Source organism: Actinomadura sp. GTD37 (assembly GCF_041951365.1).
In the GTDB taxonomy this organism is placed as follows: Bacteria; Actinomycetota; Actinomycetes; order Streptosporangiales; family Streptosporangiaceae; genus Spirillospora.
Genome location: NZ_JBGNUS010000005.1, coordinates 187,609 through 199,814 on the forward strand (window position 1 = coordinate 187,609; position 12,206 = coordinate 199,814).

A 12,206-nucleotide genomic window follows, 5' to 3' on the forward strand; every position below is an offset into this window, starting at 1 on the left:
TCCCCGCGGAGTAGCCGGGCCGATCCTGCTCCCCCGGTGCCATGCGCAGGAGTCTTCCCCGGCACGATGACCCCCGGCCTGCCCGGATAACACCATGTCCGGCATGCACATGATCCGAGACAAGAGCGGCTCCCGTCGCGGGAGCCCGGCGAACCGCCCGCCGTCACCGACCGCGCCGAGACCCGGGCTCACCCTCGCCGTGGTGGCCGTCGTGCAGTTCATGGTGTCGCTGGACCTGTCGGTCGTGAACGTCGGGCTCCCCCGGATCGCCGCCGGCCTCGGGTTCGGCGCGGTGGGCGTGACCTGGGTGATCCACGCCTACGCGCTCACCTTCGGCGGGCTGCTCCTGCTGGGCGGCAAGGCCGCCGACCGCTACGGCCGCAAGCGGGTCCTGCTGGCCGGGCTCGGCCTGTTCGGCCTGGCCTCGCTCATCGGCGGCCTCGCCCAGGAGCCCGGCCACCTGGTCGCCGCCCGCGCCGCGCAGGGCGTCGGGGCCGCCGCGCTGGCGCCGGCCGCGCTGGCGCTGCTCGCCACGACGTTCCCGGCGGGCCGGGCCCGCGTCCGGGCCTTCGGCGTGTGGAGCGCGGTGAACGCCGCCGGGGGCGCGTTCGGCGTCCTGATCGGCGGGCTGCTCACCGAGTACGCCGGCTGGCGCTGGGTGATGTTCGTGAACGTGCCGATGGCCGCCATCGCGCTGGCCCTGGCCTGGCGGGGCGTCGCCGCGGGCGCCCCGGCGCGCGGCAGCCGGCCGGACGTCCTCGGCGCCGTCCTGGCCACGGCGGGCATGACGCTGCTGGTGTTCGGCGTCGTCCGCACCGACCGGTACGCGTGGACGTCGGCGGTCACCCTGGGGACGCTGGCGGCCGCGGTCGCGCTGCTGGCCGCGTTCCTCCTCGTCGAGCGGACCACGGCCCGCGAACCGCTCGTCCGGCTCGGCCTGTTCGCCAACCGCTCGGTCGCGGGCGCCAACGCCTTCAACCTCCTGGTCGGCTCGGCCCTGGCGGCGGCCTTCTACTTCGTGTCCCTCTACCTGCAGCGCGTGCTCGGGTCCGGTCCGGCGCTGGCCGGAGCGCAGTTCCTGCCGTTCGCCCTCGGCGTGGTCGCCGGCTCCGTCCTCGCCGTCAAGCTCGGCTACCGGTTCGCGCCGCGGACGCTCCTCGTCGTCGGCGGGCTGGTGACCGCGGCGGGGTTCGCCTGGTTCGGCATGATCAGCCCGGACGGGCACTACGCCGTCGACGTCCTCGGCCCCGCGGTCGTCGCCAGCGTCGGCATCGGGCTGGGCCTCGCCCCGGTGGTGTCCACCGCCACGACCGGCGTCGCGGCCCACGAGGCCGGCACGGCCTCGGCCCTGCTCAACAGCTCCCGTCAGATCGGCGCCTCGCTCGGGCTGGCCGGCCTCGGCACCGCCGCGCACAGCCGCACCGGCGACTCCCTCACGCCCGGCGCGCTCAACGACGGGTACGCGTTCGGCCTGTCCCTCGCCGCCGTCCTCCTGGTGGCCGCCGTCCTCATCGCGCTCGCCGTCCTGCCCCGGACGGGCTCGCCCTCACGGGCCGAGCCGGCCGGCGGCGACGCCCTCCGCGAGGGTGGGAAGGAGGTCCCGGCATGACCATCACCCCGATCGACCTCCTCGCGTCCTCCATCCACCTCGACCAGGACGGCGAGATCCGCGCCGCGCCGCAGGCGTCCGGCTCCGAGCGGGAGGGGTGGCGGCTGACGGCCTTCCACGCCAGGACCGGCGCCGACGTCCACGCCGACCACTGGGAGGTGCACCCCGAGGCCGAGGAGATCGTGTCCTGCCTCATCGGGAAGATCCGCCTCTTCCTCCGCCCCGAGCGGCCGGGCCGCCCGGAGGAGGAGGTCCGGCTGGTGACGGGCGCCGCCGCCATCGTCCCGCGCGGGCGGTGGCACCGCATCGAGCTGGACGTCCCCAGCAACATCATGGCCGTCACCCTGCCCCGCGGCAGCCGTCTGGAGCGGCGGACATGACCGCCGCCGAACCCGCGCCCGGACGGGACGCGGCGCGGCTGCGGCCCTACCTGCGGACGTTCGCCGGCGTCGTGATCCTGCAGACGATCGGCGCCCTCGCGGGCCTGGCGCCGCTGCTGGCGGTCGCCGAGCTGGGCCGCGAGCTGCTGTCGCCCGGCCCGATCGACCACGGCCGTGTCCGGGCCATCGTGATCGCCGGCGCGGCGGGGCTGTTCGTCCGGCTGCTGTGCACGGCCGCGTCGTCCGGAATCGGGCACCTCCTCGACGGACGGGTGCAGCTGTCGTTCCGCCGCCAGTTGGCCGCGCGGCTGGGGCTCGTCCCCATCGGCTGGTTCTCCCGGCGGCGGACGGGCGAGCTGGCGAAGGTCGTCGGCGAGGACGTGAGCGCCGTGCACCCGTTCATCGCGCACACCCCCGGCGAGCTGGTGTCGGCGTTCGTGGTGCCGCTGGCGTCGCTGGCCTACCTGTTCGCCGTCAACTGGCGGCTCACGCTGATCACGCTGATCCCGGTGCTGCTGGCGGTGGCGCTGGTCCCGCTGATGATGTCCCCCGCCCGGCTGCGCCTGCAGAAGGACTTCGACGCGGCCATGGGGCGGATCGCCAGTTCGGTCGTCGAGTTCGTCGAGGGCATCGCGGTGGTCAAGGCGTTCGGCGGGTCCGAGCGCGCCCACCGCAGGTTCCGCGCGGCCACCGACGACTTCGCCGAAGTCTTCCTCCGGGTGGTGCGCTCCCTCCTCGGGATCGCCGCGGCCATGCAGGTCGCGCTGTCGCCGCCGGTCGTGCTCCTGGCCGTGCTGACCGGCGGCGCGGTCCTGATCGGCGACGGTTCCATGGCCGCGGCGGACCTGCTGCCCTTCCTGCTGCTGGGCCTCGGTCTGACCGCCCCGGTGGCGGCACTCGGGCACGGCTTCGACGACCTGCAGGCCGCCCGGCGCGCGGTCGGCCGCATCCGGGACGTCCTCGCTGTGCGGCCGCTGCCCGAACCCGCGCACCCGGCCGCGCCCCAGGGGCACCGGGTGGAGCTGCGCGACGTCCGCTTCGGGTACGAACCCGGCCGCGAGGTGCTGCGCGGCATCGACCTGGTCCTCGAACCGGGGACGGTCACCGCGGTCGTGGGGCCGTCCGGGAGCGGGAAGTCGACGCTGGTCCAACTGCTGCCGAGGTTCTTCGACCCGACGCACGGTTCGGTCGTCCTGGGCGGTGTCGATCTGCGCGAGATCGGCAGCCGGGAGCTGTACCGGACGGTCTCGTTCGTCTTCCAGGACGTCCGCCTGCTGCGCGCGTCGGTAGCCGACAACATCGCCCTGGCCGTGCCGCACGCCGGCATCGACGACGTCGTCCGCGCCGCGCGGCTGGCGAACGTCCACGACCGCATCCTGGAGCTGCCGCGCGGATACGACACCGTGCTCGGCGACGAGGCCGGTCTGTCGGGCGGTGAGCGCCAGCGGATCTCGCTCGCCCGCGCGCTGCTGGCCGACACGCCCGTCCTGGTGCTCGACGAGGCGACCGCGTTCGCCGACCCGCACACCGAGCAGGCCGTGCGCCGGGCGCTGGCGGAACTGAAGGGCGACCGGACGGTCCTGGTCATCGCCCACCGCCTGGAGACGATCGCCGACGCCGACACCGTCGTGATGCTGGACAACGGCTCGGTCGTCGAGCGCGGACGGCCCGCCGAACTCCTGGCGGGCGGCGGCAGGTTCGCCGCGTTCCGGCGGTCGCACCGGCCGGCGGGCACCGCCGAGACCGCAGCCCACGGCGCACCCCGAGGAGACCGGACCCGATGATTCGAATGCTGCTGCGCGTGCTCGGCCCCGAGTACGCCGGCCCGGTGCGCCGCACCGTGGCCCTGATGACGGTGACCGCGGTGGCCGAGGGCCTGTCCTACGCGCTGCTGGTGCCGGTGCTGCGGGCACTGCTGGGGAGCGCCCCCGAAGACGCCCGGCCGTGGCTGATCGCGTTCGGGGCCTCGGTCGCCGGCTACGCGGTGCTGCGCTTCGCCGCCGACCGGTCCGGGTTCCGGGTCGGGACGACGCTGCTGCGCGGCGTGTACCGCCGGCTCGGCGACCACCTGGCCCGGCTGCCCGTCGGCTGGTACGGCGCGGGCCGCGTCGGGGAGGTGTCGGTGCTGGCGAGCCGGGGCGTCCTGCAGGCGATGAGCGTGATCGCGCACCTGCTGGCGCCGTTCGTCTTCGCCGCCGTGACGCCGCTGACGATCGTCGCCGTGATGCTCGCCTTCAACTGGCAGATGGGGCTGGCCGCGCTGGCCGCCGTCCCCGTCGTGGCGGCGATCCAGATCTGGGCGGGGCGCTCCATGGCCGCCGCCGACGCCGAGCGCCACGACCGCGACCGGGAGGCCGCCGACCGGGTCATCGAGTACCTCCAGGCGCAGCCGGTGCTGCGCGCCGGCGGCCGGACCGCCGAGCGCTTCGGGCTGCTCGACGACTCGCTGCGCGGCGTCCAGCGCGCCTCCCGCCGCACCGTGCTGTCGGCGCTGCCCGGCTTCCTGGGCCTGACCGTCACCGTCCAGGCGGTGTTCACCGCGCTGCTGGCCCTCGGCGCCTACCTCGCGCTCGGCGGGGACGCCGGCGCGGCGGAGGTCCTGACGATCCTGGTGCTGGCCGCGCGCTGCGCCGACCCGCTGCTGTCGCTGGCCGACATCGGCGGCCAGATCCGCGGCGCCCGCGCCGAACTGACCCGGCTGGACGCGGTGCTGCGCACCGAGCCGCTGCCGGAGCCCGCCGAGCCGGTCCGGCCGGGCGGCCACGACCTGGAGTTCGCGTCCGCCGGGTTCCGGCACGGCGACCGGACGGTGATCGACGGCCTGTCGCTGTCCGTACCCGCGGGGCGGCGGCTCGCCATCGTCGGCCCGTCGGGCGCCGGCAAGAGCACCCTGCTGCAACTGCTCGCCCGGTTCTACGACGTGGACACCGGCGTGGTGCGCATGGGAGGCGTGGACGTCCGCGACATCAGCACCGACGTCCTGATGGCGCAGATCGCCATCGTCTTCCAGGACGTCTACCTCTTCGACGCCACGATCGAGGAGAACGTGCGCCTCGGCCGTCCCGGCGCCACCGAGGCCGAGGTGCGCGCAGCGGCGGCCGCCGCGCGGCTGGACGAGGTCGTCGAGCGGCTGCCGGCGGGATGGGCGACGAACGTCGGCGAGGGCGGCGCACTGCTGTCCGGCGGAGAGCGCCAGCGCGTCTCCATCGCGCGGGCCCTGCTGAAGGACGCGCCCGTCGTGCTGCTGGACGAGGTGACCTCCGCCCTGGACCCCGTCAACGAGGCGGCCGTCCACGACGGCATCGAGCACCTCATGGCAGGCCGCACCGTGGTGATGGTCGCGCACCGGCTGCGGACCGTCCAGCGCGCCGACCGCATCGCCTTCCTGGACGGCGGCCGCATCGTCGAAGAGGGCGGCCACGACGAGCTGCTGCGCCGCGGCGGCCGGTACGCGGCCTACTGGAACGTCTCCCTGGCGCCGGCGGCGAGCGACTGAGGAGGCGGGCGGGGCTCAGGCTTCGACGATCCGACCGGCGATCATGGTGTGCCGGACGGCGCCCGAATCGGGCGAGCGCAGTGCCCCGCCGAGGTCCGTGTGCAGCAGGACCAGGTCGGCGGCGGCTCCCGGCCGGACCCGCCGCGGCGGGCCGCCCGGATCGTCCGGCGCCGACAGGTAGGAGCGGAGGGCGGCGGACGCGGGGATCGACTCGTCCGGCCCCACGGCCGCCCCCGACCTCGTGCGGCGCCGGACGGCGGCGTCCATCACCAGCCACGGGTCGAGGGGCCCGTAGGGGGCGTCGCTCGACAGCGCGACCGGGACGCCGGCGTCCGCCAGGCTGCGGCACCGGTAGAGGTCGCCGCGGTCGGCGGCCGGGACGTCGCGCAGGTAGTCGTCGCCCCGGTCGGCGATGAACCCCGGCTGCGTCACGACCCGGAGCCGGAGCGAGACCAGCCGGCCGATGACGTCCGGCGGGACGAGGGCGGCGTGCTCGATCCTGTCGCCGTCCCGCACGCCGGCGTCGGCGAACGCGGCGAGCAGCAGCAGCAGGGACTCGCGGGTCACGCAGTGCACGGCCACGGCCCGGCCGCCCGCGTGCGCCGCCCGTATGCGCGCCGCGAGCGCGTCCAGGCCCGGCAGGCCCGAATCGGCCAGGACGATCTTGTACGGGCCTGCGGTCACGCGCGGGTTCCGGCCGGGCGGGGACTCCAGCGGCCTGCCGAGCAGGTGGACGCGCTGGGGAAGCCCTCCGTCCTCGATCGACGCGATCGCCGCGGGGGCGAGGTCGGGCGTGGCGTCGGTGACGCCGGTGATTCCGGCCGCCGCCAGTTCCCGCCCGACGCCGCCCAGGTCGGCGGTGCGCGCGGCCGGTATCCGCTCGCGCAGCCAGGAGTCGGCTCGCCAGAGCCGTCCCGTCGGGTCCCCGTGCGCGTCGCGCTCGATTCCCGGGTGGCCGCCGGACGCGAGCCCGGCCTCCCGGACGGCGGCGGAGTTCAGGATCCACAGCGCGCCGCTCCGGTGCTGGACCCGCACCGGCGCGTCGGCTCGCAGCGCGTCGAGGGCGGCGGCGTCCAGGTCGCCGGCGACACTCTCGGCGTAGCCGACGCCCCGGACCCATCCGTTCTCGTCGGGAAGGGCGGCGCGCAACGCCGCCGCGAGGCCGGGCCGCCCGCCGACCGCGGGCGGCCCGCACAGCGTCGAGCGCCGCCACGCCCAGAGGGCGTGCAGGTGCAGGTGGTGATCCCACAGGCCCGGGAGCAGGGCCGCCCCGCGGCAGTCGACGATCCGCTCGCCGCTCGCGCGGGCGAGGCCGCGGCCGACCTCGGCGACGCCCGCACCGGCGACGCGGACGTCCGTCCGGCCGCGCCCGGCCACCTCGGCGTTCCGGAACAGGACTCCGGTCTCGGCGTCCGTCATGGGCCGGGGATTCCCAGCTCCCGCAGGACGGCCTGAGTGTCGGCTCCCGACGCGGGCGCGGGGCCGGCCGGCCTCCGCGCCACGGGCGGCGCGACGGGGACGACGCCCGAGTCCGTTTCGAAGGCCCAGCCGCCGCGGTGGGGAAAGGCCCTCGTGCTGGGCGCCGGCGGTCCGGGCGCGAGCGTCGCGGCCACCACGTCGGTCATCGAGACGTCCCAGAGGACGCCGCCGCCGTCCGGCGGGCCGGTCGCGGCGAGGACGGCGGCGGCGAGGCCGGTCAGCGGGTCGGCGATGGCGTCCCCGCAGAAGAGCGGGGAGAGGTCCGCCTCGCGGCAGACGAGCCCGCCCCCGGCGGCCACGTCGTCGCCGAACCCGACGCGGTCGGACGCCCGGCCGTGCGCGGTGATCGAGACCCACCGCGTCCCGGCGGCGACGGCGGCCCCGGCGTCCAGGCCGAAACCGGCGAGCGCGCGGGGGCGGGACGCCTCGATGACGATGTCGGCCGCCCGCACCAGCGCCGCCATCGCCCGCCGCCCGCCCCGCGTGGCCGGGTCCAGGACGACGGAGCGGTGGCCGGCGTGCAGGAGGTCGTAGAAGCCGCGGTCGCCCCGGCGGGCGCCGTCCGGGCGGGCCGGGGTCTCCACCTTCACGACCCGGGCGCCGGCCAGGCCGAGGAGGTGGGCGCACAGCGGCCCGGCCCACAGGGCGCTGAAGTCGACGACCAGCGCGTCCGCGACCGGACGGGGCGCCAGCGGCTCCGGCGGTGCCGCCCGCGCCGGGGACGGCCGGACGGGCGCGGCGGCGACGCCGAGCAGCGCGGCGCGTTCGGCCAGCTCGGCGCCGGTGTGGCCGCGCAGCCACGACTCGACCGCCGGCCACGGGTCGTCCCGCACGTCGCCGCACGCCAGCGCGCCCAGCAGGGCCGGATCGTCGGGCCGGGCGCAGGAGACGGCGGCCCATCCGTCGGCCGCGGGCAGGAGCCGGCAGGAGCCGCCGGCGGACGTCGTGCCCCGCCGGCCGTGGCCGGTGAACGCGGCGCGCTCGGCCAGCAGCCGCGCCCCGTCGAGGAGGGGCGCGCCCGTGGTCGCGGCGAACCGCGCGGCCAGTTCCCGGGCCGCCGCAGCGGCCCGGCCGGGCGGCAGCAGGGGCGGGCCGTCCGGGCGGCCGGACAGGGCGGCCGCCCCGCTCTCGGCCCAGACCGCGGCCGCGTCGACTCCCGCATGCATGATCCGACCCTACTGAGGGGCGAAAGGGTGGGAACCTGGTCCCTGTGAGCTCGGACGGCGGCAAGGCGGTTCTTCCATCGGCCACGGGCAGGCCCCGCGCGACGTCGCGGGCCGCCCTGGAGCGGCTGGCCTTCGAGCTGTTCGCCCGGCAGGGCTTCGAGGAGACCACCGTCGACGACATCGCGCGGGCGGCGGGCATCGCGCGGCGGACCTTCTTCCGCTACTTCTCCTCCAAGAACGACCTGGTCTGGGGCGACTTCGAGGGGCACCTGCTGAAGCTGCGCAAGCTGCTGGACGAGACCGATCCGCGCACCCCGATGATGGACGCGGTCCGCGCCGCCGTGGCCGAGTTCAACCGGTTCGACCCCGTGGACGTCCCCTGGCACCGGCAGCGGATGGAGCTCATCCTGGGCGTGCCGACGCTGCAGGCCGACGCCACCCTGCGGTACGCGGCGTGGCGCGCGGCCGTCAGCGACTTCGTGGCCGCGCGCACCGGCCTGCCGGCTTCGGCGCCGCCCGCCCGGCTCGCCGGGTACGTCACCCTCGCCGCGGCGGTCTCCGCCTACGAGCAGTGGCTGTCGTCGGAGACGCCGCCGCCGCTGTCGGACCTGCTGGACGAGGCGATCCGGCACGTGGGGGCCGGGCTGGCGGCCATGCTGGACGACGCCGCCCCCCGGAGCGGCCCCGAGCGGCGGTGAGCGGCGCCGGTTCGCTCAGCCGGACTCCCGGCGCATCTCGCGGGCGATCACCTCGCCGATGAGGACCGCCGTCGCGGCGGGCCCGCGCAGCGGCGCGGTCGGCAGGATCGACGTGTCGGCGACGCGGAGCCCCGCCAGGCCGTGCACCCTGCCGCGGGCGTCGACGGCGGAGCCCATCGGGACGGTGCCGCAGGTGTGCTGGGCCGTGCCGAGCCGGGCCCGTACCCACCCGTCGAGCAGCCGGTCGTCGTGCAGCGTGACCGGGTCGGGCCCCACCAGTCCCCCGGACACCGCGCCGAAGGACTCGGCGGCCACCACACCGGCCGCCGCCCGCACCGCCTCGCGCATCCGGCGGCGGTCGGCGCCGGTGCCGAGGTAGCCGTAGTCGACGCGGGGCGGGACGCCCGGGTCGGCCGAGACGGTGCGCAGCCCGCCGGCGGTCCGGGGCGTCTGGACGGACACGAGGAACGGCAGGGGCTCGCCGGGCGCCGAGGCCGTCCCGCCGAGCAGCCCGGCCATCGGCACGAGCGACTGGAGGATCTCCAGGTCGCCCGCCTCGTTCCCGTCCGAGGAGCGCAGGTGGAGGGCGCCGCCGAGCCAGCAGCCGGACGGTTCGTCCACCGGGCGCCGGGGCGTCCACTCCACGACCGCCTGCGGATGGTCGCTGAGCGCGGCGCCCACGGCGGGCAGGTCGTGGACGGCGGCGATGCCGGCGCGGGCGAGGTCGTCCGCCGGGCCGACGCCCGACAGGTGCAGCAGGTGCGCCGACCCGAAGGCGCCCGCGCACAGCACGATCTCCGGGGCCTCCACCAGCGTGCGCCCGGTCACGACGCCCGCCGCCCGGCCGCCGCGCACGACGACCGACCGCACCGGGCGGCCGCCCGCCACGGTGAGGTTCGGCCGGCCGGCCGCCGCGCCGAGCAGGTAGGCGATCCCGGTGTTGATCCGGCGGCCGTCCACGGTGTTGGTCGGCAGCGGGCCGAATCCGGGCGGCTCCTGCGCGTTCTTGTCGGGCTCGTCGGGATGGCCCAGCTCCCGGGCCGCGGCCTGGAACGCGGCGGCGGCGGGGTGCGCGAGCCCGGTGCGGCGGACGGGGATCGGCCCGCGGCCGCCGTGCAGCGGGGTGGCGCCGTGGTCGAGGTCGGTCTCCAGGGCCCGCAGCAGCGGCAGCACCCGCTCGTAGGACCAGAGGGGGTCGCCCGCGTCCGCGGACCAGCGGTCGAAGTCCTCGCGCCGCGCCCTGACGAAGTAGCCGCCGTTGACGGTGGTCGAGCCGCCGAGGTACCGCCCTCTGGGCGCCTCGTAGGGCAGGCCCGGCCCGAGGCGCGCCGGCTGGACGCGGACGCCCGCGGACCCGGGCCGCGCGCCGGGGACGAGGAGCGCGTCCAGCAGTTCCGGCGGGAAGGCGGACCGGTCGGCGGGCACGGGTCCGGCCTCCAGCACCAGGACCTCGCACCCCGGGTCCTCGCTGAGCCGGGCCGCCAGGACGGCGCCGCAGCCCCCCGCTCCGACGACGATCACGTCGGGTCGGCGCACGCCGGTCACGAAGTCGTCCATCTCGGGCATCTTCCCTTTTGGCACTCGATGCATTTACTATCGCGGACAAGCGGCGCGGCCGCACCCCGCACCCACATACCGTGACCCGCATGCCGGGACCGGAGCCGCCCGACGGCGAGGAGGACCCATGGACAACGCCCCCGACCTTGAGGCCGAGAACCAGACCGGCGACGCGGCCGAGGAGCTCGCCGCCGCCGAGTCGCTGATCGAGGAGGTCTCGATCGACGGCATGTGCGGCGTCTACTAGACCCCGCCACGCCGGTGACCGACCTCGACCTCGACCGCGCCTGGGACCTGCACCCGCAGGTCTCGGTGCGGCCCGAACCGTTCGGCGCGCTCCTCTACCACTTCGGCACGCGCAAGCTGTCCTTCCTGAAGGACCGCCGCCTGCTGGAGGTCGTGCAGACGCTGAAGGACGCGCCCACCGCCCGCGCCGCCTGCACGTCGGCCGGGGTCCCCGCCGCCGACCTGGCCCGCTACACCGCGGCGCTGGCCGCCCTGGCCAGGTCGCGGATGGTCGTCGAAAGGACCCCATGACCACCGCCGCATCCGCGCCCGCCGAGTCCGCGCCCGGGACACGGCTGGTCGACCTGTTCGAGCACGGTCTCGACGCGCCGATCTGCCTGACCTGGGAGCTCACCTACGCCTGCAACCTCGCCTGCGCGCACTGCCTGTCCAGCTCCGGGCGGCGCGACCCGCGCGAGCTGAGCACCGCCGAGGCCAAGGCCGTCATCGACGAGCTGGAGGCCATGCAGGTCTTCTACGTCAACATCGGCGGCGGCGAGCCGACCGTCCGGTCCGACTTCTGGGAGCTGCTGGACTACGCCACCGCCCACCACGTGGGCGTGAAGTTCTCCACCAACGGCGTCCGCATCACCCCGGAGGCGGCGCGGCGGCTGGCCGCCAACGACTACGTCGACGTTCAGATCTCGCTGGACGGCGCGACCGCCGACGTCAACGACGCGGTCCGCGGCCCCGGCTCCTACGACACCGCCGTGCGCGCCATGCGCAACCTGCGCGACGCCGGCATGAGGAACTTCAAGCTGTCGGTCGTGTGCACCCGGCACAACATCCCGCAGATGGACGAGTTCAAGGCGATCGCCGACGAGTACGGCGCGCAGCTGCGGCTGACCCGGCTGCGCCCGTCCGGGCGGGGCGCCGACGTGTGGGACGAGCTGCACCCCCTCCCCGCGCAGCAGCGCGAGCTGTACGACTGGCTCGTCGCGCACGGCGAGGACGTCCTGACCGGCGACTCCTTCTTCCACCTGTCCGCCTACGGGCAGGCCCTCCCGGGGCTGAACCTGTGCGGCGCCGGACGGGTCGTCTGCCTGATCGACCCGGTCGGCGACGTGTACGCCTGCCCGTTCGCCATCCACGAGGAGTTCCTCGCGGGCAACGTCCGGCGGCCCGGCGGGTTCACCGGCGTGTGGCGCGAGTCCGAGCTGTTCCAGGACCTGCGCGCGCCGCAGAACGGCGGCGCCTGCACCTCCTGCGCGTTCTACGACACCTGCAAGGGCGGCTGCATGGCCGCCAAGTTCTTCACCGGCCTGCCGCTGGACGGCCCCGACCCCGAATGCGTCCAGGGCCACGGCGAGAAGCTCCTCGCGCAGCGGCCCGAGGACCGGGCGGGCATCCCCCGGCCGTCCGCCGACCACTCGCGCCGCACCGGCCGGCGCGGAAGCGGGCCGGTGCCGCTGACGCTCACCCGCCGCCGCCCGGACCCCGTCCGCCCGCCGGTGAGCGACTGCGCCGAAGACCCCCTCGCGGGCCTGCGGCTCACCTGACCACGTCCGATCCCTACCTGGCGGGGGCCACGGCCGC

At 76.4% G+C, this 12,206-nt stretch carries 11 protein-coding genes; 8 read left to right on the forward strand and 3 right to left on the reverse strand.

Features of this window, described 5'->3' with window-relative positions; translation table 11 throughout:
* Window positions 1-103 precede the first annotated feature (103 nt).
* The 4 genes from ACA511_RS25465 to ACA511_RS25480 are packed head-to-tail and all read left to right on the forward strand — an operon-like array spanning window position 104 to window position 5,485.
* On the forward strand, window positions 104-1,609 hold the full coding sequence (locus tag ACA511_RS25465) for an MFS transporter (protein WP_375027116.1): 1,506 nt from the start codon (window positions 104-106) through the stop codon (window positions 1,607-1,609).
* Entirely contained in the window at window positions 1,606-1,989 is a 384-nt protein-coding gene (locus tag ACA511_RS25470) for a cupin (RefSeq protein ID WP_375027117.1), read from the forward strand. The genes ACA511_RS25465 and ACA511_RS25470 overlap by 4 nt, the downstream gene beginning before the upstream one ends.
* Entirely contained in the window at window positions 1,986-3,773 is a 1,788-nt protein-coding gene (locus tag ACA511_RS25475) for an ABC transporter ATP-binding protein (protein WP_375027118.1), read from the forward strand. Before ACA511_RS25470 ends, ACA511_RS25475 begins: the two co-directional genes overlap by 4 nt.
* Entirely contained in the window at window positions 3,770-5,485 is a 1,716-nt protein-coding gene (locus ACA511_RS25480; protein ID WP_375027119.1) for an ABC transporter ATP-binding protein, read from the forward strand. The genes ACA511_RS25475 and ACA511_RS25480 overlap by 4 nt, the downstream gene beginning before the upstream one ends.
* Window positions 5,486-5,500: 15 nt before the next feature.
* Here ACA511_RS25480 and ACA511_RS25485 read toward each other — a convergent pair whose 3' ends face one another.
* The gene (locus tag ACA511_RS25485; protein WP_375027120.1) at window positions 5,501-6,904 is read right to left on the reverse strand and encodes an amidohydrolase family protein; all 1,404 of its coding nucleotides are present in this window, start codon (window positions 6,902-6,904) and stop codon (window positions 5,501-5,503) included.
* Complete coding sequence (locus tag ACA511_RS25490; protein ID WP_375027121.1) at window positions 6,901-8,130, reverse strand: CoA transferase; 1,230 nt, start codon at window positions 8,128-8,130, stop codon at window positions 6,901-6,903. The genes ACA511_RS25485 and ACA511_RS25490 overlap by 4 nt, the downstream gene beginning before the upstream one ends.
* Window positions 8,131-8,174: 44 nt before the next feature.
* Between ACA511_RS25490 and mftR the strand changes: the two genes are divergently transcribed.
* On the forward strand, window positions 8,175-8,828 hold the full coding sequence (gene mftR, locus ACA511_RS25495; protein ID WP_375027122.1) for a mycofactocin system transcriptional regulator: 654 nt from the start codon (window positions 8,175-8,177) through the stop codon (window positions 8,826-8,828).
* A gap of 15 nt (window positions 8,829-8,843) precedes the next feature.
* On the opposite strand, the gene mftG is transcribed toward mftR, so the two are convergent.
* The gene (mftG, locus tag ACA511_RS25500) at window positions 8,844-10,385 is read right to left on the reverse strand and encodes a mycofactocin system GMC family oxidoreductase MftG (protein ID WP_375027123.1); all 1,542 of its coding nucleotides are present in this window, start codon (window positions 10,383-10,385) and stop codon (window positions 8,844-8,846) included.
* 127 nt (window positions 10,386-10,512) lie between these two features.
* On the opposite strand from mftG, the gene mftA reads away from it, so the two are divergent.
* Genes mftA through mftC form a run of 3 tightly spaced genes read left to right on the forward strand, consistent with a single transcriptional unit; the run spans window position 10,513 to window position 12,169 of the window.
* Window positions 10,513-10,632: a mycofactocin precursor MftA gene (gene mftA, locus ACA511_RS25505; protein WP_375027124.1), complete on the forward strand. Its 120-nt coding sequence runs from the start codon at window positions 10,513-10,515 to the stop codon at window positions 10,630-10,632.
* Between the two features lie 14 nt (window positions 10,633-10,646).
* Entirely contained in the window at window positions 10,647-10,922 is a 276-nt protein-coding gene (gene mftB, locus ACA511_RS25510; RefSeq protein WP_375027125.1) for a mycofactocin biosynthesis chaperone MftB, read from the forward strand.
* Entirely contained in the window at window positions 10,919-12,169 is a 1,251-nt protein-coding gene (gene mftC / locus ACA511_RS25515) for a mycofactocin radical SAM maturase (RefSeq protein WP_375027126.1), read from the forward strand. Before mftB ends, mftC begins: the two co-directional genes overlap by 4 nt.
* Window positions 12,170-12,206: the final 37 nt, after the last annotated feature.

Bases quoted from the DNA above. Each gene is read 5' to 3' on its own strand.
- ACA511_RS25465 (WP_375027116.1), top strand. From the start codon at position 104: ATGCACATGATCCGAGACAAGAGCGGCTCCCGTCGCGGGAGCCCGGCG.
- ACA511_RS25470 (WP_375027117.1), top strand. From the start codon at position 1,606: ATGACCATCACCCCGATCGACCTCCTCGCGTCCTCCATCCACCTCGAC.
- ACA511_RS25475 (WP_375027118.1), top strand. From the start codon at position 1,986: ATGACCGCCGCCGAACCCGCGCCCGGACGGGACGCGGCGCGGCTGCGG.
- ACA511_RS25480 (WP_375027119.1), top strand. From the start codon at position 3,770: ATGATTCGAATGCTGCTGCGCGTGCTCGGCCCCGAGTACGCCGGCCCG.
- ACA511_RS25485 (WP_375027120.1), bottom strand. From the start codon at position 6,904: ATGACGGACGCCGAGACCGGAGTCCTGTTCCGGAACGCCGAGGTGGCC.
- ACA511_RS25490 (WP_375027121.1), bottom strand. From the start codon at position 8,130: ATGCATGCGGGAGTCGACGCGGCCGCGGTCTGGGCCGAGAGCGGGGCG.
- mftG (WP_375027123.1), bottom strand. From the start codon at position 10,385: ATGGACGACTTCGTGACCGGCGTGCGCCGACCCGACGTGATCGTCGTC.
- mftA (WP_375027124.1), top strand. From the start codon at position 10,513: ATGGACAACGCCCCCGACCTTGAGGCCGAGAACCAGACCGGCGACGCG.
- mftC (WP_375027126.1), top strand. From the start codon at position 10,919: ATGACCACCGCCGCATCCGCGCCCGCCGAGTCCGCGCCCGGGACACGG.